This window comes from Pseudomonas sp. GW456-L13, from assembly GCF_017350115.1.
Lineage (GTDB): Bacteria > Pseudomonadota > Gammaproteobacteria > Pseudomonadales > Pseudomonadaceae > Aquipseudomonas > Aquipseudomonas jessenii.
Map to the genome: position 1 here is coordinate 549,486 of NZ_JACNAS010000001.1, position 20,912 is coordinate 570,397.

Here is a 20,912-nt window from a genome sequence, read left to right on the forward strand (position 1 = left end):
AGGATGAGTTTCGTGCAATCAGACAATGAGCGTGAGCCAAATGGAACGGACCTCGAACCTGCAACCCCGGACGCTGGAAAACAGCACCAGCGGCTGGATCAACGGCCTGATCGGCGTGGTGATCTTCAGCGGCTCGCTACCGGCGACACGGGTGGCGGTGCTGGAGTTTGACCCCGTGTTCCTGACGGTTGCGCGCGCGACCATCGCGGCGGTCCTGGCGTTGTGCCTGCTGTGGTTATTCAAGGAAAAACGCCCGGCGCGCCAGCAACTGATTCCGTTGATGATCGTCGCCCTGGGCGTGGTCATCGGCTTTCCCCTGTTGACCGCGCTGGCGCTGCAATACGTGACTTCCGCGCACTCCATTGTCTTCGTCGGCCTGTTACCCCTGGCAACAGCGGTGTTTGGCGTTCTGCGCGGCGGCGAGCGGCCAAGGGCGGCGTTCTGGATTTTCTCGGTGCTGGGCAGCCTGCTGGTGGTCGGGTTTGCCCTGTCCCAAGGGCTGACCGCCTCCCCCCAAGGCGACATCTTGATGCTGCTGGCCATCCTCGCCTGCGGCCTGGGTTATGCCGAAGGCGCGAAACTGTCGCGCACCCTCGGTGGCTGGCAGGTGATTAGCTGGGCGCTGGTGCTGTCGCTGCCGGTCGTGGCCGTGCTCAGCTGGATGCGCATGCCGGCTTCGTTCACCGGCATCAGCACGCCGGCCTGGTTCAGCCTGGCTTACGTCTCGCTGTTCAGCATGCTGATCGGATTCGTGTTCTGGTATCGCGGCCTGGCCCAAGGGGGCATCGCCGCCGTCGGGCAATTGCAGCTGCTTCAGCCGTTTTTCGGGCTGACCCTGGCCGCCACCCTGCTGCATGAGCATGTCAGCCTCGGCATGCTGGGTGTCACCGTCGCCGTGATCCTCTGCGTCGCCGGGGCGAAAAAGTTCGCGAAATAACCCCGTGTACGGTGGTTTGCGCCCATCACTGTATGGGTCTGGCCAAGGGTGAGCCGTGATAAAAATAGCGCTCTTGCTACAGGAGCCCACCATGGACCTCGCCACCCTCACCCTGTTTCTGCCGGCCTGTTTTGCCCTCAACATGGCGCCAGGCCCCAACAACCTGTTGTCGGTCAGCAATTCGACCCGCTATGGCTACCGCACCGCGTGCGTGGCCGGTATCGGCCGGTTGTTGGCATTCGCCGGGATGATTGCCCTGGCCTCGGCGGGGCTGGCGGTGGTGTTGCAAACCTCCGAGCTGCTGTTCTACGCCATCAAGATCCTCGGCGCGGCTTACCTGTTCTACCTCGCCTGGCAATTGTGGCGCGCAGATCCGGGTGTGGAAAACGTGGTCACCTCAGCGCCCGTGGGCACGCTGGCGCTGGCCCGGCAGGAATTCCTAGTCGCGGCCGGCAACCCCAAGGCCATCCTGATTTTCACCGCGTTCCTGCCGCAATTCGTCGACTCGACCCACGCCATTGCGCCGCAGTTCGTGGTGTTGGGCGCGCTGTTTCTGGTGCTGGAATGGGTCGCCATCGGCGCTTACGCCTACATGGGCCTGCACATGCGCCGCTGGTTCGCCAGGCCATCGGGCAAGCGGATGTTCAACCGCTGCTGCGCCGGGTTGCTGTCGGCGGCGGCTTCGGTACTTCTGATGGCCAGACGCGCCTGAAGTAGATATTTTTCCCATGTGGGAGCGGGCTTGCTCGCGATTGCTGTCTCACATTCAACATTGATGCTGCCTGATACACCGCCATCGCGAGCAAGCTCGCTCCCACATTGACTCGCAGTGTTCAAAGGAGCGAAATTCGCTGTCGATTTTCCGGTGGAGGTCGCCCATGACGCGATCTATGCTGGGCCCATGAACCTACAAAAAACGCTTCTACCGCCCCGTGCCGAGATGGTTCGCGCCATGCTCGAACGAGACACCTCCTACGAGGGGGTGTTTTTCACGGCGGTCAAGACCACAGGCATCTTCTGCCGTCCCGGTTGCACCGCCCGCAGCCCGAAGCCTGAGAACGTCGAGTTCTTTGCCAGCGCCGAACAATGCCTGGCGGCGGGCTATCGCGCCTGCAAGCGCTGCAAACCGCTGGACACCGCCGCCAGCGCGCCGGACTGGGTGCAGAAACTGTTCAAGTCGGTAGACGCCGACCCGGAACAGCGCTGGACCGACGCCCGGCTACTGGCTGAAGGCATCGAACCACTGAAACTGCGTCGCTGGTTCAAGCAGCACTTCGGCATGACCTTCCACGCCTGGCTGCGCACCCGGCGCCTGGGCATGGCGCTGGGCGGGATCAAACAGGGCGACTCCATCGATGACGTCGCCTTCGATTCCGGCTACGAGTCCCTGAGCGGTTTTCGCGATGCCTTTCAAAAATCCTTTCACATCACCCCGGGCCGGGCGGCCAACAGCGAGCCGCTGCTGTTCACGCGCCTGACCACCCCCCTGGGGCCGATGATCGCCATGGCCGAACGGCGTGGGCTGGTGCTGCTGGAGTTTCTCGATCAGGCCTCGCTGAACCCTTCGGTCCAGGCGCTGCAAAACCGTTTCGGTTATGCCGTGGCACCGGGGCACAACGCGCATTTGCAGCAGATCGAAGAGCAGTTGTCCGCGTATTTCGCCGGTACGCTCACTGAGTTCAGCGTGGCCTTGCACATGCCCGGTAGCGAGTTTTCCCGCAGGGTCTGGGCTGAACTGGCGAAGATCCCTTACGGCCGGACCACCACCTACGGCGCCATTGCGGCGATTCTGGGCAAGCCCGGTGCCAGCCGGGCGGTGGGCCTGGCCAACGGGCATAACCGCTTATCGATTGTCGTGCCCTGCCACCGGGTGATCGGCGCCGACGGCTCGTTGACCGGCTACGCTGGAGGCCAGCCGCGCAAGGCGTTTCTGCTCAGGCTGGAAAACGCAGCGGTGCAGCTCACGGAGCAGCTGGCGTTCTGATCCCCCCACAGTTTTTTCATAAGGAAGGAAACTCGATGGACAGGCTCGACAATCAACTGCACCAACTGCATCACGAGGGTTTGCTGATCCTCACCAACGTCGCCGATGCCGCCGGTGCGCGGCTGGTGGAGCAACTGGGCAACAAGGCCGTCGCCACCAGCAGTGCGGCGGTGGCCTGGGTACATGGCTATCCGGACGGCAACACCCTGCCCCTTGAGCGCCTGGTCTCGACGGTCGAGTCGATTGCCCGGGTCATTTCGGTGCCACTGACCGTGGACATCGAAGCCGGTTACTCCGATGACCTGGAACGGGTGGCAAAAGTGGTTGACGCCGTGATTGCCGCCGGCGCTGTCGGAATCAATATCGAGGACGGCTCCTCGCCGCCGGAATTACTGGTACGCAAGATTGAAACCGTGCGCCAGGTGGCCGATCGACGTAACGTGAACCTGTTCATCAATGCGCGCACCGATGTTTATCTTCGGGGTCTGGTGCCTGCCGAAGATCGCGTCGCCGAAACCCTCGAGCGCGCCAAGCTGTATCAGGCGGCCGGTGCCAATGGCCTGTTTGCGGCGGGCGTTACCGCGGAGTACGAGATCAAGGCGCTGTGCCACGGCACCTCGCTGCCGCTGAATGTGCTTGGCTTCCCGGGCCTGCCGTCGCCCGAAGTGCTCAAAGAACTTGGTGTGCGCCGTCTGTCCGCAGGTTCAGGCATCGCCGAATTCCTCTACGGTGCCATGGCCGGCATTGCCAAAAGCTTTCTGCAAACCGGCAAGTTCGATACCCACGACCTGAAGGCCCTCACCTATGGCGAAGTGAACGCCCTCTTGAAACCGTCCGGGAAAGCCTGAGCCCATGGCTGACGGCTATCAGGCGGCCAGTGCGTTCCTGGCGGCCATCGATGACGACTGGCGCCGCCACATCGACGCCGTCGGCCCGTGCCTGCACCAGCCGCACGCGGCCCGTGATCCCTATGAGTCGCTGGTGCGGGCGATTGCCTATCAGCAACTGCACGCCAAGGCCGGCGATGCGATTGTCGGCCGGCTGCTGGCACTGTTCGGTTCGGGTGCGTTTCCCAGGCCTGAGCAGATCGTCGCCACGGATTTCGACCGACTGCGTAGTTGCGGATTTTCCGCGAGCAAGATCACGACCATTCAGGGTATCGCCCAGGCGGCGCTGGACGGCGTGGTGCCGGATTACGCCACGGCGCTGGCCATGGACGATGAAGCACTGATCGAACGCCTGATCACTTTACGCGGCGTGGGCCGCTGGACCGTGGAGATGCTGCTGATCTACAGCCTGGAGCGGCCGGACATCCTGCCGGCCGATGACTTTGGCGTGCGTGAGGGCTATAGGCGACTCAAGGGCCTGGAGGTGCAGCCGACACGCAAGCAGATGATCGAGATCGGGTTGGGGTGGAGTCCTTATCGGACGGTGGCCTCCTGGTATTTGTGGCGGGTGCCCGGGCGGTAGACCGCGTTATCGTTCATCGCGAGCAAGCTCGCTCCCACATGGACTCTGTGTACATAAAATCTTTGGCAGACACAAAACCTGTGGGAGCGAGCTTGCTCCGGGCGGCGATCCGACGATGGCGTCAGTAGAGACACCACATCATCCAAAACCAGTCACAACCCCGACTTCAACCGACTGAACGCCCTGATCAACGCCCGGTTGAACTCCTTGCCATTGTCATTCTTGCTGTACAGCGAAGCCCGGACCGCGGCCGGCGGATACGTCCCCGGATCGTTGCGAATCGCCGGGTCGATCAAGCCGTCCGCCGCCGTAATCGCATTGGCGTAGTGGATGGTGTCGGTGATCGGCGCGATCACTTGCGGAGTCATCAGGTAATCCATCAACGCCAGGCCGGCCTGCGGATGCGGCGCGTCCTTGGGAATGACCATGGCATCGAACCAGATCAACGTGCCCTCCTTCGGAATCCGGTACTTCAGCGAGTACGGCTTGCCCGCCGCCTCGGCCTGGCCCGCCGCAATGGCCACGTTGCCGTTCCACGACATCGCCACGCAGGTGTTGCCGTTGGCCAGGTCGCTGATGTTCAGGTCGTTGTCGAAGTAGCGGATGTACGGACGAATCTTCGCCAGTTGCTGCTCGGCCAACTTCAGGTCATCGAGGTTCTGGCGGTTAATGTCCAGGCCCAGGTACTTCATGACCGCCGCAAACACTTCGTTGGGATCGTTGAGCAAGCTGACCCCGCAATCGGCGAATTTCGAGACCACGGCCGGCTCGAACAGCATCGCCCAACTGTCGGTCGGCGCGTCGTGCAGGCGCTGTTTGACAGCCTGTTCCTGATACCCCACACCCGTGGTGCCCCAGGCGTATATCCCGGCATAGCGGTTGCCCGGGTCGAACACCGCCATGTGCTGGCGGAACTCCTCGCCGACGCCGGCAAAGTGCGGCAGTTGCTGCTTGTCGACCGTCTGCACCGCGCCACTCTCGATGGCCCGGGACAGGTGCTGCCCCGCCGTCAGCACCAGATCGTAGCCACTGCGGCCGGTGAGCAGCTTGGTCTCGACGGTTTCCAGGGAGTCGAAGTGGTCGACCACCACATGGATGCCGGTTTTCGCTTCAAAATTCTTCAAGGTGTCCGGGGCCAGGTACTCGCCCCAAATGTACAGGTTGACCACCGGTTTGGCGGTGTCGGCAGCCTGCACACACAGGGGTGCAAGCACCAGCAGTATTGCTTGAGTCAGTTTGTGCAGGCCCACGATCACGCTCCCTTTTTGTTGGAGGTGGTGACGGCGTACTGCGGCATGGTGATGCACGCGACGTTGCCACCACCGAGGAGGATTTCCCGGGAGTTTTCGATGCCGACGATGCTGTGTTGCGGGAACAGCTCGGCCAGGGTCGCCAGCGCCACTTTGTCGTTGCGATCACCAAACAGCGGCACCACGATGGAGCTGTTACCGGCGTAGTAGTTGATGTACGACGCGCAGATTTTCGTCCCGGCCTGGCGGGTATGGGTGCTGTCCTGCCGGTCCAGGCCTTCGGCTTCTTCGGCGGTCCACTCCAGCACATCCGGCTGCGGCAGCTTGTGCACGATCAACTCGCGGCCACGACTGTCGCGGGTGCTGCGCAGGATGTCGTAGGCCTCCTGATAGATTTCCCACTGCGGATCGTCGCGGTTGTCGGTCCATTGCAACACCACTTCACCGGGGCGCACGAAGCACGCGAGGTCGTCGACGTGGCCGTCGGTTTCATCGAACTTGCAGCCCCGCGGCAGCCAGATCACCTGCTCGGCGCCGAGGTAATCGGTCAGGCGGCGGGTGACTTCGTCCTTGCCCAGGTGCTGGTTGCGATTGCGGTTGAGCAGGCATTGCTCAGTGGTCAGGATGCTGCCCTGGCCGTCGCTCTGGATGCCGCCCAGTTCGGCGATCAACGGTGCGCGATAGCGGTCGAAGCGTTCGATTTCGAGGATCTTGCCGGCGATCTGGTCGTCCTTGTCCCACGGATAGTACAAACCGCCGTCGAGGCCGCCGTAGGCGTTGAATTCGAAGTCGACGCCGCGCACTTCGCCACGCTGGTCATTGACCACAAAACACGGGCCGCTGTCGCGGAACCAGGTGTCGTTGCAGGTCATTTCGACCACGCGTACTTGCGGCGGCAACTGGCGGCGCGCGGTGGCGAACTGTGCCGCCGAGGCGCACACGGTGACCGGTTCGCTCATGGAAATGGCGGTGACGATCTGCACCCAGACTTTCTGCGCCGGCTTGGCACCGTTGCGCCAGACGTCGGTACGCTCCGGCCAGCCGAGCCAGCAACCGGACTTGGCTTCGAATTCGCCGGGCAGACGGAAACCGTCCTGTTTGGGAGTGGTGTCGAGCAAACGGGCCATGGTCAAACCTCTTCAGCGGGGATTGGAATGACCACAGGCTAAGGGCGACAGCGACTGGCTCGCCAACGATGATTATTTCGGAGTACTTGAATTCAACTCATCAATCGAGCAACTGATCGTTGAACCATTCCAGCATTTGCGCCACCGCCGGACGCTCCAGCCGCAGCCGCTCGCACACCAGCGCATATTGGCCCAGCGCGGTCATGCTCGAGGTGAACGGCCGGACCAGCCGCCCGCTGAGCAAATCTTCCTGGGCCGTCAAGTTGTCGCCCATGGCCACGCCCTGCCCTTGGGCCGCGGCCTCCAGTGCCAGCCCGGCGTGGTCGAAATACAATTGACGATCAGGGCGCTGGTCACCGGCATGGCTGGTAAGCCACGCGGTCCAGGTCTTGCCGTCCTGGTCGTCGTGCAGCAGACAGTGGCGGGCCAGGTCCTTCGGGGTTTTCAGGGTGCCTTGGTTGAACAGGCCGGGGCTGCACACCGGGAAGAATTGCAACGCAGGCAGCGGCCGGACGAAATACGCGGTGCTGTCCACCGGGCCGGTGCCGTAGGTGATCGCCAGGTCGATGTCTTCCCCGGGTGCCGTGGCGTCGATCGGCTGTTCGTACAGATGCAAGGTGATGTGTGGGTAACGCGCGTAGAAATCCGTGAGACGACTCATCAGCCACTTTTGCGCCAGCTCGGCGGTGACCGCCAGACGCAATACCGCCAGGGATGAAGGGTCGCGCAGTTCATCGCAGGCATCGCCAATCAGTTCGAAAGCCTGCTGCAAACTTTGCATCAGGCGCCCGGCGGCCAGGGTCGGGCGAATCTGCCGGCCCTCGCGCACGAACAGCGGCACACCGAGTTGCTCTTCGAGTTGGCGAATCTGGTGGCTGACCGCGCTGTCGGTGACACACAACTCGGCCGCCGCCCGACCGAAATGGGCGTGACGGGCGGCGCATTCGAAGGTTCGCAGGGCTGCCAGGGAGGGTAAGCGTCGCATGGGGGTCATGTCCCGGTTTCGAGGGGGACATGCTGACTTGGCCTTTCGTGGGCGTCCAGTGGGACCGCGTTATCGTTCATCGCGAGCAAGCTCGCTCCCACAGGGGATTGCATTCCAAATGTGGGAGCGAGCTTGCTCGCGATGGGGCCAGTATATTCACCATAAATCCACCGCCCTATCACGCTGGCTGATCAACGATGACATGCCCCCGAACCCGGCGCATGTTGAACCCTCAACCGGAGGGATTCGCCATGCTCAACACACTCAAACAGATCAACTCAACCTCGGCCTTCAACCGCTGGGCCGGCTTTGAAGTCACCCGCGCTGAAACTGGTGGCGACCGGCGACGCGATTCTGGTGCCGGTCGAGTAGCCCTTACGGTCTAGGCTGTTCAGGGTACGCTCAAGTCAGCCGGAGGCTCCCATGCATCTCGAAGGTTCCTGCCATTGCGGCGCGGTGTCGTTCAGTTTGACCAGCGCCCACCCCTACCCTTACCAGCGTTGCTACTGCTCGATCTGCCGCAAGACACAGGGCGGTGGCGGCTATGCGATCAACCTCGGTGGCGATGCCGCCAGCCTCAAGGTTCGCGGGCGCAAACACATCGCGATTTACCATGCGCGGCTCAAGGAACAAGACGACAAGCGCGCCCACAGCAGCACGGCCGAGCGGCATTTCTGCTCGGTCTGCGCAACGGCTCTGTGGCTATTCAGCCCGGAGTGGCCTGAGTTGATTCACCCCTTCGCCTCGGCCATCGACACGCCGCTGCCGGTGCCGCCGGAGCACACGCATCTGATGCTCGGTTCAAAAGCGCCGTGGGTGGAGGTCCAGGCGCTGCCCGGGGATCAACAGTTCGATCTGTACCCCGTGGAATCCATCGCCCAGTGGCATGAGCGTCTCGGCCTGGTCTGCCGAGAATAATTATCAGTTTTTTTCATACGGCAGTTCCCCTTTGCGTTTTTCGTTCGGTCAACCCCTCAGAAGCACTTCAACTACCGATCGATTCGATGCAAAGGGATCCCCATGTCGCACCCGCTTGTCGCCCGTTTCCGTTTTGCCTTGTGCCCTCTGGCGCTGGCCCTGCCTGCCGCTCTGCTGAGCCTTGTACCCGTTGCCCACGCCGCTGAAACCGATGCCGAAAAGAACTCGGCCCGGGACGACGGCGTACTGCAACTGGGCGCAACGACCATTTCCGGCCAGGCGCTGGGGGCTACCACTGAAGGCACCCACTCCTACACCACCGGTTCAACATCCACGGCCACCGGCCTGCCCCTGTCGATCCGCGAAACGCCGCAATCGGTGACCGTCATTACCCGTCAGCAGATGGACGACCGCGGTGTGCAGAGCATCGGCGACGCGCTACGCAACACCCCCGGCATTTCGACGCAGAAGTACGACAGTGACCGCACCGAGTTTTCCGCCCGCGGCTTTGCCATCACCAACTTCCAGTACGACGGCGTGAACATTCCGTATGACGGTGTCTACGGTGAAAACCCTAACAACGGCGACGACGCGTCCAGCCTGGACCGCATCGAAATCGTCAAGGGTGCGACCGGCCTGATGACCGGTTCGGGCGACCCGTCCGCCACCGTCAACCTGATCCGCAAGAAGCCGACCAAGGAATTCAAGGCGTCGATCAGCGGCACCGTCGGTTACTGGGACGCGTATCGCAGCGTCGGCGATATTTCCGGTTCGCTGAACGATTCCGGCAGTGTGCGTGGCCGCTTCGTCGGTGCTTATTCCGACAAGAACTCCTACCAGGATCATTACAGCCAGAAGAAAGACCTGTTCTACGGCATCCTCGAAGCCGATCTGACACCCGACACCCTGCTGACCTTCGGCGTCGACAAGTCAAGCACCACCCCGCGAGGCTCGTCCTGGACCGGCAACCCGGTGTACTTCTCGGACGGAGGCCGTACCGACTTCCCCCGGCACTTCAACCCGGGCGCCGACTGGAGTCGTCGCGACTTCGACGACATCACTTACTTCGCCTCCCTGGAACAGGCTCTGGCCAACGACTGGAAGTTCAAGGCCAGCATCGACCAGAAAACCACCGACCACGACACTCGCCTGGCCTCGGCCAGCGGCGGCAACCCGGACCGCGCCACTGGTGAAGGCATGTTCCTGTACTGGGGTCGCTGGGAAGGTCATCGCGTGCAAAACACCGCTGACGTGAACGTCACTGGCCCCTTCACCCTGGGAGGCCGCGAGCATGAACTGGTGGCTGGCTTCATGGCTTCCCACTCGCGCCAGACCGGCGCGACCTACGACACCAGCGCCTTCGAATTGGTCCCGGGCAGCATCTACGACTGGAACGGCAATCTGCCGGAACAGAACTTCCCGAAAAACGGCAAGTACGAACGCACCCAAAGCCAGAATGGCCTGTACCTGGCCACGCGCCTGCACGCGACCGACGATCTGTCGATCATCCTCGGCAGCCGCCTGAGCACCTTCAAGTACAACGAGGATTATTCGTACTATCCGGGTGCGGGACTCGATGACACCCATGCCAGCTACAAGGAACATGGCGTGGTCACGCCCTATGCCGGTGTGGTTTATGACCTGGACGACACCTATTCTGCATACGCCAGCTACACCAGCATCTACCAGCCACAAACCTACAAGGACGCCAACGGTTCGACCCTGGCACCGGTCGAGGGCGCCAGTTACGAAGCCGGCCTGAAAGCCGCTTACTTCGACGGGCGACTGAACGCCAGCCTGGCCTTCTTCCGCATCGAGCAAGACAACCTCGCCGAATCGATCGGAACCAACCCGGTCACCAACGAAGGCATCTACAAAGCCATCGACGGCGCAACCACCAAAGGTGTGGAACTGGAACTGGCCGGTGAAGCGGCCGAAGGTTGGAACCTGTCGGCCGGCTATACCTACGCCCGCACCCGTGACGCTGATGAACAGCGCATCTTTGGCTTCCCGCTGGCGACCTCCAAACCGGAACATGTCGTGCGTACGTTCACCACCTACCGCCTGCCCGGCGCACTGGACCAGGTGACCATCGGTGGTGGAATCAGCTGGCAGAGCGCGTTCTACGGCAAGATCTACAGCCCGACAACGGGCGGCGACACCCGCATCAAGCAAGGTGGCTACACCCTCGTCGACCTGATGAGCCGCTACCAGTTCAACGAAAACCTGAGCTTCACCGTCAACGCCAACAACGTCTTCGACAAACGCTACCTGACGGGCCTGGGCAACTTCGACACCACGTACTACGGCGAACCACGCAACGTGATGTTGACCACCAAGTGGGATTTCTAAGCTGAGCGCCCGCCAGAAAACTGATACCTGTCAGTTAACACCGGAACCTGTGGGAGCGAGCTTGCTCGCGATAGCGGTCTGTCAGCCACCTCAGGTGTGACTGCCTGATCCGTCATCGCGAGCAAGCTCGCTCCCACAATGGGTTGCGGTGTTTATGCGGCGGCCGGTACACCGCTATGGAAGCGGAACTCAACATCCGGGGATTCGATCAGTTCCTGCTCGGCGGCACGGACCTTGTCGATCACCTGGGCGATGTCCTTGGCGTCCCCATATTGGTAGGCCAGCTTCAGGTAACCCTGGAAATGCCTGGCCTCGCTCTTGAGCAGACCGAAATAGAACTTGCCCAGTTCTTCGTCCAGGTGCGGCACCAGCGCTTCGAAACGCTCGCAACTGCGGGCTTCGATGAAGGCGCCGACCACCAGGGTGTCCACCAGTTTCACCGGCTCGTGACTGCGCACCACCTTGCGCAGCCCCGACGCATAGCGCCCGGCGGACAGCTGGCGCAGTTCGATCTTGCGCCGTTTCATCAGGCGCATGACCTGTTCGTGGTGCACCAGTTCTTCCCGGGCCAGGCGCGACATCATGTTGATCAGATCGACGTGGGAGTGATACTTGGCGATCAGGCTCAACGCGGTGCTGGCGGCCTTGAATTCGCAGTTCTTGTGGTCGATCAGCAGGGTTTCCTGATCGGCCAGCGCGGCCTGGATCCAGCCGTCGGGGGTGCGGCAGCCAAGGAACTCGTGAATTTCGGGAAGGATCATGGGGCTCACGGAAAAATAGGTTCAAAACGAAGGGCGCCGATTATACCGGCCTGCCCGCAGACCACCAGTCGCCGACCGTTGATATGCATCAAGTCCCCGAATCGCCGACAGCAACTATAGTTGTGCAACGCCGTGCTTTTTCATTTTCAGGAGATCCCGCTCATGCAAGCCATTCGCAGCATTCTGGTGGTCATCGAACCCGAGCACTCGGAAAGCCTGGCGCTCAAACGGGCGAAGTTGATCGCCGGTGTGACCCAGGCGCAGTTGCATCTGCTGGTGTGCGACCCCAAGCATGATCACAGTGGCATGTTGGGTGTGCTCAAGGCCGCTTTGACAGAGGACGGCTACAGCGTCACCACCGAGCAGGCCTGGAACGACAGCCAACACCAAACCATCGTCGATGTGCAGCAAGCCGAAGGTTGCGGCCTGGTGGTCAAGCAGCACTTCCCCGACAGCCCGTTGAAAAAAGCCCTGCTGACCCCGCAGGACTGGAAGCTGTTGCGGTCCTGCCCGACTCCGGTGCTGCTGGTGAAAACCGCCGATTCATGGAAAGACAAAGTGATCCTGGCAGCCATCGACGTCGGTAACACCGACCAGGAACATCGCCACCTGCACAACACCATCATCGATCATGGCTATGACATCGCAACCCTGGCCAAGGCCCGCCTGCACGTGATCAGCGCCCACCCGTCGCCGATGCTGTCGGCGGCCGACCCGACGTTTCAACTGAGCGAAACCATCCAGGCGCGCTATCGCGAACAGTGCAAGGCGTTCCAGGCGGAATTCGACATCGACGATGATCACCTGCACATCGAGGAAGGCCCGGCGGATGTGCTGATTCCGTTCATGGTGCACAAACTGCAGGCAGCGGTGACGGTGATCGGCACCGTAGCCCGCAGCGGGTTGTCAGGGGCGTTGATCGGCAATACGGCGGAAGTGGTGCTCGATGCGGTCGAGAGCGATGTGCTGGTGCTCAAGCCGATGGAAGTGGCGGATCATCTCGAGGAGATTGCGGACAAGCATTGAAGCCGAACATGCTTTTGTGGCGAGGGGGCTCGCCCCCGCTGGGTCGCGAAGCGGCCCCCTGCATTCCGGCAGATGTACTGTGCCAGCTCAATTTGCGACGGCTGCGCCGCCTTACGGGGGCAAGCCCCCTCGCCACATATCAGCGGGTCAGCCGCCAAAGGCATCTTGCAGGAACCCCGGCGCAATATAGCGCTGGTAATGGGCTTCGGAGAGCAGGAAAAATTCCCGATCAATGGCGTCGCGCAATTCCGGCAGGTTCCACTCGCGAAACTCCGGCAGCAGCACCATCCCGTAGGCTTCCAGGTTGTTGATCACCCGCGCACCGCGCGCGATCAACTGGTAGGCCCAGCAATATTCCGACTGATGGGGCACGAAGCGGATCTTGCGCTGCTCCAGCTGCATTCGGAGCAGCGCCGGATCGAAAATTTCCACCTTGGCGGCCATCACCTGTGACAGCAACTGCTCAAGACGCAGCCATACCGCGCGCTTTTCTTCCTCGTTGTAACCGTTCCAGTGGATCACTTCGTGGTGGAAACGCTTGCAGCCACGGCACACCAGATCACCGTAAACAGTGGAGCAGAGGCCGACGCAGGGAGTCTTGATGGTCTGATTGGGCATAGATAGGCAAAACGCGAAAAAGCAGAACAGGCCGGCATGTTAGCCCTTTGTCGGCCATTGATCACCCCTCAAAGTTCAGGGCCTGTGGAGAATCGGGCTCTGGTGACCGCCACCACCAAAGTCCAATAAACACTGACTTACCTTTAATTTTTTTTTGCCGTAGAATCAGCCTGCCTTTTTAGGCGCCAATGTCCGTTAGAAGCTGTTTTCAAAGCGTCACGAGCACAGTCGTTCCTTCAGAGCGGTGTTGGCGAGGGGTTTTTCCAGCGGGGAAAAGCCCAACGCCAACCCTCATCAGCTCCCGTTCTGCAGGCGTAAAACTTTGAAAGCAGCTTCTGTAAGGAATTGTCGGTAAATCTGGCTAAGTGGCTCACAACGCCATGCAGCGCATGAGTACGGCAATTTCGGGATGAGCGTCCCGGACACCCATTTGGGACCACTGATGAGGGTAATAACTGTGCTTGAAGCCTACCGCAAACATATCGAAGAGCGCGCAGCACTGGGTATCGTTCCCCAGCCGCTAAACGCCGAACAAACTGCAGGCCTGGTCGAGCTGCTGAAAAATCCCCCGGCTGGCGAAGAAGCATTCCTCGTTGACCTGATCACCAATCGCGTTCCGCCTGGAGTGGACGAAGCAGCCTATGTAAAGGCCGGCTTCCTGTCCGCCATCGCCAAAGGCGAAGCCAAATCCCCCCTGATCGACAAGAAGCGCGCTGTTGAACTGCTCGGCACCATGCAGGGCGGCTACAACATCGTGACTCTGGTTAACCTGCTGGACGACGCCGAACTGGCTCCAGTAGCGGCCGAAGAACTCAAGCACACCCTGCTGATGTTCGACGCCTTCCACGACGTCGCTGAAAAAGCCAAGAACGGTAACGTTCACGCCCAAGGCGTGCTGCAATCCTGGGCTGACGGCGAGTGGTTCGTGAAGCGCCCGACCCTGGCCGACAAGATCAGCCTGCGCGTATTCAAGGTCACTGGCGAAACCAACACCGACGACCTGTCCCCTGCTCCTGATGCCTGGTCCCGTCCAGACATCCCGCTGCACGCCCTGGCCATGCTGAAAATGGCTCGCGACGGCATCGTGCCTGACGCACAAGGCGTCACCGGTCCGATGAAGCAGATCGAAGAAATGCGCAACGCCGGTTTCCCTATCGCCTACGTCGGTGACGTGGTCGGTACCGGTTCTTCGCGTAAATCGGCGACCAACTCCGTACTGTGGTTCTTCGGCGACGACGTTCCTTATGTACCGAACAAGCGTGCCGGCGGTTTCTGCTTCGGCAGCAAGATCGCTCCGATCTTCTACAACACCATGGAAGATGCTGGCGCACTGCCAATCGAATTCGATGTTTCCAACATGCACATGGGCGACGTGATCGACCTGTACCCGCATGCTGGCAAAGTCTGCAAGCACGGCACCGACGAAGTCCTGACCACCTTCGAAATGAAGACTCCGGTGCTGTTGGACGAAGTTCGCGCTGGCGGCCGTATCCCGCTGATCATCGGCCGTGGCCTGACCGAGAAGGCTCGCACCGAGCTGGGTCTGCCACCTTCGACCCTGTTCAAGAAGCCTGAAGCACCGGCTGAAAGCACCAAGGGTTTCACCCTGGCGCAGAAAATGGTCGGCAAGGCTTGCGGCGTGACCGGCGTTCGTCCGGGCACCTACTGCGAACCGAAGATGACCACCGTGGGTTCCCAGGACACCACCGGTCCCATGACCCGTGACGAACTGAAAGACCTGGCGTGCCTGGGCTTCTCGACCGACCTGGTGATGCAGTCCTTCTGCCACACCGCGGCTTACCCTAAGCCGATCGACGTGACCACCCACCACACCCTGCCTGACTTCATCATGACCCGCGGCGGCGTTTCCCTGCGTCCGGGCGACGGCATCATCCACTCGTGGCTGAACCGCATGCTGCTGCCAGACACCGTCGGTACCGGTGGTGACTCCCACACCCGTTTCCCGATCGGCATCTCGTTCCCGGCCGGTTCCGGCCTGGTTGCGTTCGCCGCAGCCACCGGCGTCATGCCGCTGGACATGCCTGAGTCGATCCTGGTTCGCTTCAAAGGCGAACTGCAGCCAGGCGTCACCCTGCGTGACCTGGTTCACGCCATTCCTTACTACGCGATCCAGGCTGGCCTGCTGACCGTAGAGAAGAAAGGCAAGAAGAACGCCTTCTCCGGTCGCATCCTGGAGATCGAAGGTCTGCCTAAACTGACCGTAGAGCAAGCGTTCGAACTGTCTGACGCCTCGGCTGAACGTTCGGCTGCCGGTTGCACCATCCAGCTGTCCAAAGAGTCGATTGCCGAATACCTGCAGTCCAACATCACCCTGCTGCGCTGGATGATCGGCGAAGGCTACGGCGATGCACGTACTCTGGAACGTCGCGCTCAAGCAATGGAAGCCTGGCTGGCCAACCCTGAGCTGCTGGAAGCCGACAAAGACGCCGAATACGCCGAAGTCATCGAGATCGACCTGGCCGACATCAAGGAGCCTGTGCTCTGCGCGCCGAACGACCCGGACGACGCCCGCCTGCTCTCCAGCGTTGCTGGCGAGAAGATCGACGAAGTGTTCATCGGTTCGTGCATGACCAACATCGGTCACTTCCGCGCCGCCGGCAAGTTGCTGGAACAGGTCAAGGGTCAGCTGCCAACCCGTCTGTGGCTGTCGCCGCCGACCAAGATGGACGCTCACCAGCTGACCGAAGAAGGCTACTACGGCATCTACGGCAAGGCCGGCGCTCGCATGGAAATGCCAGGCTGCTCGCTGTGCATGGGTAACCAGGCACGTGTAGAGCCGAACTCGACTGTCGTGTCGACTTCGACCCGTAACTTCCCGAACCGTCTGGGTGACGGCGCGAACGTCTACCTGGCTTCGGCAGAGCTGGCGTCCGTGGCTTCCATCCTGGGTCGCCTGCCGACCGTCGAGGAGTACATGGAATACGCTGGCAAGATCGACAGCATGGCGGCCGATGTCTACCGCTACCTGTCCTTCGACCAGATCGCCGAGTTCCGTGAAGCTGCTGCGAACGCCAACATCCCGGTCGTTCAAGCCTAACGTTGCAACGCAATGAAAAACGCCGCCCATCGTGAGATGAGCGGCGTTTTTTTATGGCTGTTTTTTGTGTACATATCCGTTTCTGGAGTAATGGCTGAGATCCCCGAACCTCTGTAGGAGCGAGCCTGCACGCGATGGTCGTCAACGATAACGCAGGCTGTCTGAATCCCCGCGGTGTCCCGGCGTTTTTCGCGAGCAGGCTCGCTCCTACAGCCGACTGCGGCAGACCGAATACCCCCGAGCCCCCCCAAAAAAACGGCCAACCCGAAAACCGGATCAGCCGTCATTCACTCATCAAATCAAACAGCAATCACGCACTCAGCGAATAGACCAACGCCGAAATCGCCACCAGGCCCACCGCCGTCACGAAGACATTGGACGCCTGACCGCGATAGCGTGCCATCGCCGGCACCTTGCGGATGGCGTACATCGGCATCAGGAACAGGATCGCCGCGATCACCGGGCCACCGAGGGTTTCGATCATGCCGAGGATGCTCGGGTTCAGCGTAGCGACGATCCAGCACACCACCAGCATGAACGCGGCGGTCATACGGTCCAGGGCCTTGGCGGACGGACGCTTGCCGCTCTTGACGATCAGACCCTTGAGGCCTTCGCTGGCGCCGATGTAGTGCCCCAGGAACGACTTGGAAATGGCCACGAAGGCAATCAACGGCGCCGCAAAGGCAATGGTCGGATTGCTGAAGTGGTTGGCCAGGTACGACAGGATCGACAGGTTCTGCGCCTTGGCTTCAGCCAGTTGCGCTGGCGACAGGGTCAGCACGCAACTGAAGACGAAGAACAGCACCATCACTACCATCAACAGATGGGCACGGGACAGGATCTGCGAGCTGCGTTCCTCGGCGTGTTCGCCATAACGACGCTTCTGGTCGACCGCAAACGCCGAGATGATCGGCGAGTGGTTGAACGAGAACACCATCACCGGTATCGCCAGCCACAGGGTATGCAGCAGCGCCGACGGCGCAGGCACTTGGCTCGCTGTGGCGAGAATGCCGCCGTTCCAGTGCGGAATCAGGTACACCGCCAGAAACAGCAGCGCCACGATGAACGGGTAAACCATCAGGCTCATGGCCTTGACGATCATTTGCTCGCCGCAGCGCACCACGGCCAGCAGGCCAAGGATCAGCACCAGCGACAACACGGCGCGCGGTGGCGGCGTGATGTGCAATTGATGCTCAAGGAAACTGCCCACGGTGTTGGTCAGTGCCACGCTGTAGATCAGCAGGATCGGGAAGATCGCGAAGAAGTACAACAGCGTGATCAGCGCGCCGGCCTTGATGCCGAAATGTTCTTCCACCACTTCAGTGATGTCGGCGCCTTCGCGACCGGACAACACGAAACGGGTCAGCCCGCGGTGTGCGTAGAACGTCATCGGAAACGCCAGCAACGCCAGGATCAGCAGCGGCCAGAAACCGCCCAGGCCTGCGTTGATCGGCAAAAACAGGGTTCCGGCACCAATCGCCGTGCCAAACAGCCCCAGCATCCAGGTGGTGTCTTGGCGATTCCAGCTCGTAAGCGTCGCGGGTGTCGCGTCTACATAGCGTTCGTTAACGCTATTGGCCTGATCATTCATCCGGTGGGATCTCCACATTCCGGTCACTTGCCACCCGGCCAGGACGCGTCGGAATACCCGACAGGCTGCGCCCGGCCGAAACAGGGGCGCGATTCTGGAGGATTAGTGAGCAGAAGCAAAGACTTAGGTGAGGAACGGTGGTACCAGGTAGACGAAAGTCCCCTGTGGGAGCGAGCTTGCCGTAGGTTTTCAGTATTGTTTGGACTTTTTTCACGATCTTTGAACGGACGCTTGGACTCCACAGGCCATTTTTCGAGGTAGTTCAGACGTTTGAGAGTGACAAAGTGAACCCCGAAAATGGGTATCACTCCCTAATTATTACGTGAGAGGTGAGTGACCATTCACCCATTACTCCGCGGTAAGCGCACTAGACAAAACGACCTAGAGGCTACCGTCGACCGGAGGCAAAACCGCTAGATAGCGGAACTTCTCGGCGATTGGGCCAAGGCTGTTACGACCTGGTGTTGGATAAGCAACACATCAGAAAACGGCCAGCAATTGCTGGCGATAACTTTTCGAAAAGCTTATTTGATAAGTCGATACAGAAGCCAGATCGCCCGGGGGTAACACCTCCTGTACTGAAGCGGTAGGGGCTGAGGTGAATGGTTCTTTCAGCGCACAGCGAATCGAGCTATCCAACTCACCGTCTGTCGAGCAAGCCTCAGGTGCTGATGCACCTACAGCGCACACGACAGCCAAATCTTCCGGCAAATCATCGGCGATACGCTGTGAGAATCGCTTTAGTGTCGGCTCCGCCAAGACGAACAACCAAGCTTGATCGTCAATCTCGCCCATACGACGAAGGACTCTTCCCAGGACCTGACGGTAATGCAGCTCAGTACGAATTCGACTGAGATAGCAGCATACCTGGAGCCGAGGGATATCAGTTCCCTCGCTGATCATTCCCACAGCAACAATCCAACGGCAATCGCTATTTTTGAAACCGTTGATTACCTGTTGCGCGTCCGGGGTTTTGGTGGTCACGACCTGGAAGCTTTCGCCCCTGTCCTTCAACGCCATAGCGACTTGGTGAGCATGCTCGATATTCGTGGCGACAACCAAGCCCGCGGCATTGTGTTTGAGCATCCGCACTTCATCGAGCTTCTTGCTTCCCAGATTGAGCAACTGGTTGAGCGCATCCTCATGACAAATCAGGTCCTCGTATGAGACCGGAGACTCATGCAGTAGCTTAGCGATGCTAGGAAAAAGCTTGACGGTACTGTCGCTCGCAGAATCTTCTTTGAGCCTTAACATCTGGTTATCTAGCAGAACGATGCGAGGTGACCGGCAAACCCCATCGGAAATGGCTTCTTTAAGGCCGTAGCGATAGTCGCAAATCAATCGACCTTCCGGGTTGGAGTAACGAGCCAGCGCAATGCCTCTGTCATCGGAACGCCATGGTGTCCCCGATAGAGCTAAGGTGAAGGCGGCACGATCCTGCATTTTCAGTAAAATTTGTTGCCCCCAGGCGTTGCTCAAAAGCGGATCGTATCCGGAGCAGTGATGGATCTCGTCGAACACCGCAAGCACACGGTAGTCATCGAAAAGCTTCCAGAAGTCGTCATCCTGGTGCTCCATGGCCTGATAGGTACTTGCAGCTCCAACGGCGCCAATAAGTCCATCAAGGCGCCTCCCCAATACAGCGGAGAATGTCGAGCGAAAGCCGTCGACTACTTGGCATGACGGAGCAAAACAGAGTACGAGATCAATCTTGCCCTGCTCCAACAGTTGTCGAGCCAGCTCAGCGGCCATTCGAGTTTTACCCGCCCCTGGAGTCGCCTGACAGAAGAAGTGTGGTGTTGTTTTGTAGTGCTCAAGCGCAATTTCAATGCATTGGCTCTGCCATTTTCTCGGTGATGCTTTCATCGCGCGGACATGACTGTTTTGAGCGTCTTTTCGACCGCTCGCAGATGTCCTAAAAGACGAGAGCTTCGGTCTCGAGCTTCCAGATACTCACCTTCGACTTGGTCTTTCAGGTGCGGCATCTCGTCAAGCAATTGCTTATAGCGCTCTGCCTCTCCCATCGAGGAAAGGAAATCGAGCCGAATCTCTTTGAGTATGGATTCCAGGTGCTCGATCACATCTGGACCTGGCTGCTCTGGGTCAATGCTTTGTAAGGGCTGATGAGACGGTTTATTCACCGGCTTAGCACTGCTCTCGTACCCATTATCGATGAGTTCCACCTGCAAGTTCGCTGGAATACCCTGCCAGTGATAGATCTGACCCCGCTTCTGTCGTTTTTCATCCTGAATGACCCATCCGGTACGCAGCATGCGTCGGATCTGCTCATAGACATATCGACGCAAGTCGCTGCTGTTGAACGTCATACCCGTCAGGTGCGCAGCGTAGGCGTCACGTAGATCCTGGGTCGTAAACTGGCGTAGATGCCCCTGCTGAAACAGGTCGTAGAGCCGCCTGTCGAGGATGAATGAATCGGGTTTCATGCAGGCACCTGGAAGGGAAATTCGCGGAACAGCCAAAATGCGGATTATAATCCGTGGTTGATTCATCCGCAAACGCACGATAGTGCCGCCTCAATGGGAACCGAGGCGGTTATGCATCAGCTTGCAAAGGCATTGGGCGAAAGAATACGGACACAAAGGAAGGCCAAAGGATTTTCCCAAGATGCCTTGGCGCATGCCTGCAGTGTCGATCGTAGCTATATGGGGCGTATTGAACGTGGTGAAGTCAACATCACCGTGGAAAAGCTATATCGCATAGCTAGCGTATTGGAATGCGAGCCTCAATTCCTCTTGCCTGAAGCGCTGTCTCTTCACGAATTGGCTTCTGATTTGGCGGCAAGCGACTGAGCCAACAAGCATGCGTCGACATGAA

At 60.1% G+C, this 20,912-nt stretch carries 18 protein-coding genes; 10 read left to right on the forward strand and 8 right to left on the reverse strand.

Annotation, left to right across the window (positions count from 1 at the left end):
* Positions 1–40: 40 nt before the first annotated feature.
* The 5 genes from J4D25_RS02370 to J4D25_RS02390 all read left to right on the forward strand — a co-directional run bounded on the left by J4D25_RS02370 (position 41) and on the right by J4D25_RS02390 (position 4,391).
* Positions 41–937, forward strand: a complete 897-nt coding sequence (locus J4D25_RS02370) for a DMT family transporter (protein ID WP_057715055.1) — start codon at positions 41–43, stop codon at positions 935–937.
* Between the two features lie 91 nt (positions 938–1,028).
* The gene (locus J4D25_RS02375; protein WP_057715056.1) at positions 1,029–1,649 is read left to right on the forward strand and encodes a LysE family translocator; all 621 of its coding nucleotides are present in this window, start codon (positions 1,029–1,031) and stop codon (positions 1,647–1,649) included.
* A 189-nt stretch (positions 1,650–1,838) separates the two neighbouring features.
* On the forward strand, positions 1,839–2,921 hold the full coding sequence (locus J4D25_RS02380; protein WP_057716615.1) for a bifunctional transcriptional activator/DNA repair enzyme AdaA: 1,083 nt from the start codon (positions 1,839–1,841) through the stop codon (positions 2,919–2,921).
* A 35-nt stretch (positions 2,922–2,956) separates the two neighbouring features.
* The gene (locus J4D25_RS02385) at positions 2,957–3,769 is read left to right on the forward strand and encodes an isocitrate lyase/phosphoenolpyruvate mutase family protein (RefSeq protein ID WP_057715057.1); all 813 of its coding nucleotides are present in this window, start codon (positions 2,957–2,959) and stop codon (positions 3,767–3,769) included.
* Between the two features lie 4 nt (positions 3,770–3,773).
* Positions 3,774–4,391 carry a DNA-3-methyladenine glycosylase gene (locus J4D25_RS02390; RefSeq protein ID WP_057715058.1) on the forward strand — a complete coding sequence of 206 codons (618 nt, stop codon included), beginning with the start codon at positions 3,774–3,776 and terminating at the stop codon, positions 4,389–4,391.
* 152 nt (positions 4,392–4,543) lie between these two features.
* Here J4D25_RS02390 and J4D25_RS02395 read toward each other — a convergent pair whose 3' ends face one another.
* The 3 genes from J4D25_RS02395 to J4D25_RS02405 form a co-directional block, all read right to left on the reverse strand.
* A complete protein-coding gene (locus tag J4D25_RS02395) occupies positions 4,544–5,641 on the reverse strand; it encodes an extracellular solute-binding protein (RefSeq protein ID WP_057715059.1) in 1,098 nt (365 codons plus the stop codon).
* 2 nt (positions 5,642–5,643) lie between these two features.
* Entirely contained in the window at positions 5,644–6,768 is a 1,125-nt protein-coding gene (gene aguA, locus J4D25_RS02400) for an agmatine deiminase (protein WP_057715060.1), read from the reverse strand.
* A 100-nt stretch (positions 6,769–6,868) separates the two neighbouring features.
* Positions 6,869–7,753, reverse strand: coding sequence for a LysR substrate-binding domain-containing protein (locus tag J4D25_RS02405; protein WP_057716616.1), 885 nt, complete (start codon positions 7,751–7,753; stop codon positions 6,869–6,871).
* Positions 7,754–8,176: 423 nt separating this feature from the next.
* Here J4D25_RS02405 and J4D25_RS02410 point away from each other — a divergent pair, with 423 nt between their 5' ends.
* Together J4D25_RS02410 and J4D25_RS02415 are read left to right on the forward strand one after the other, a co-directional pair.
* A complete protein-coding gene (locus J4D25_RS02410) occupies positions 8,177–8,671 on the forward strand; it encodes a GFA family protein (RefSeq protein WP_057715061.1) in 495 nt (164 codons plus the stop codon).
* Positions 8,672–8,773: 102 nt separating this feature from the next.
* On the forward strand, positions 8,774–11,023 hold the full coding sequence (locus tag J4D25_RS02415; RefSeq protein WP_057715062.1) for a TonB-dependent siderophore receptor: 2,250 nt from the start codon (positions 8,774–8,776) through the stop codon (positions 11,021–11,023).
* A gap of 152 nt (positions 11,024–11,175) precedes the next feature.
* On the opposite strand, the gene J4D25_RS02420 is transcribed toward J4D25_RS02415, so the two are convergent.
* On the reverse strand, positions 11,176–11,784 hold the full coding sequence (locus J4D25_RS02420) for a tRNA-(ms[2]io[6]A)-hydroxylase (RefSeq protein ID WP_007986374.1): 609 nt from the start codon (positions 11,782–11,784) through the stop codon (positions 11,176–11,178).
* 162 nt (positions 11,785–11,946) lie between these two features.
* Between J4D25_RS02420 and J4D25_RS02425 the strand changes: the two genes are divergently transcribed.
* Positions 11,947–12,810 (forward strand): universal stress protein, encoded by an 864-nt coding sequence (locus J4D25_RS02425; RefSeq protein WP_057715063.1) that lies wholly within the window; start codon positions 11,947–11,949, stop codon positions 12,808–12,810.
* Between the two features lie 147 nt (positions 12,811–12,957).
* Here the strand turns inward: J4D25_RS02425 and J4D25_RS02430 are convergent, their stop codons facing one another.
* Positions 12,958–13,428, reverse strand: a complete 471-nt coding sequence (locus J4D25_RS02430; RefSeq protein ID WP_057715064.1) for a DUF1289 domain-containing protein — start codon at positions 13,426–13,428, stop codon at positions 12,958–12,960.
* A gap of 457 nt (positions 13,429–13,885) precedes the next feature.
* Here J4D25_RS02430 and acnB point away from each other — a divergent pair, with 457 nt between their 5' ends.
* On the forward strand, positions 13,886–16,486 hold the full coding sequence (gene acnB / locus J4D25_RS02435) for a bifunctional aconitate hydratase 2/2-methylisocitrate dehydratase (protein ID WP_057715065.1): 2,601 nt from the start codon (positions 13,886–13,888) through the stop codon (positions 16,484–16,486).
* 310 nt (positions 16,487–16,796) lie between these two features.
* Here acnB and J4D25_RS02440 read toward each other — a convergent pair whose 3' ends face one another.
* The 3 genes from J4D25_RS02440 to J4D25_RS02450 form a co-directional block, all read right to left on the reverse strand.
* Positions 16,797–18,077: a serine/threonine transporter gene (locus J4D25_RS02440; protein WP_057715067.1), complete on the reverse strand. Its 1,281-nt coding sequence runs from the start codon at positions 18,075–18,077 to the stop codon at positions 16,797–16,799.
* Between the two features lie 480 nt (positions 18,078–18,557).
* The gene (locus J4D25_RS02445; protein WP_057715068.1) at positions 18,558–19,943 is read right to left on the reverse strand and encodes a DEAD/DEAH box helicase; all 1,386 of its coding nucleotides are present in this window, start codon (positions 19,941–19,943) and stop codon (positions 18,558–18,560) included.
* Positions 19,940–20,521, reverse strand: a complete 582-nt coding sequence (locus J4D25_RS02450) for a hypothetical protein (RefSeq protein WP_057715069.1) — start codon at positions 20,519–20,521, stop codon at positions 19,940–19,942. The genes J4D25_RS02445 and J4D25_RS02450 overlap by 4 nt, the downstream gene beginning before the upstream one ends.
* Before the next feature lie 111 nt (positions 20,522–20,632).
* Here J4D25_RS02450 and J4D25_RS02455 point away from each other — a divergent pair, with 111 nt between their 5' ends.
* The gene (locus J4D25_RS02455; RefSeq protein ID WP_057716617.1) at positions 20,633–20,887 is read left to right on the forward strand and encodes a helix-turn-helix domain-containing protein; all 255 of its coding nucleotides are present in this window, start codon (positions 20,633–20,635) and stop codon (positions 20,885–20,887) included.
* The last annotated feature ends 25 nt before the right edge of the window (positions 20,888–20,912 follow it).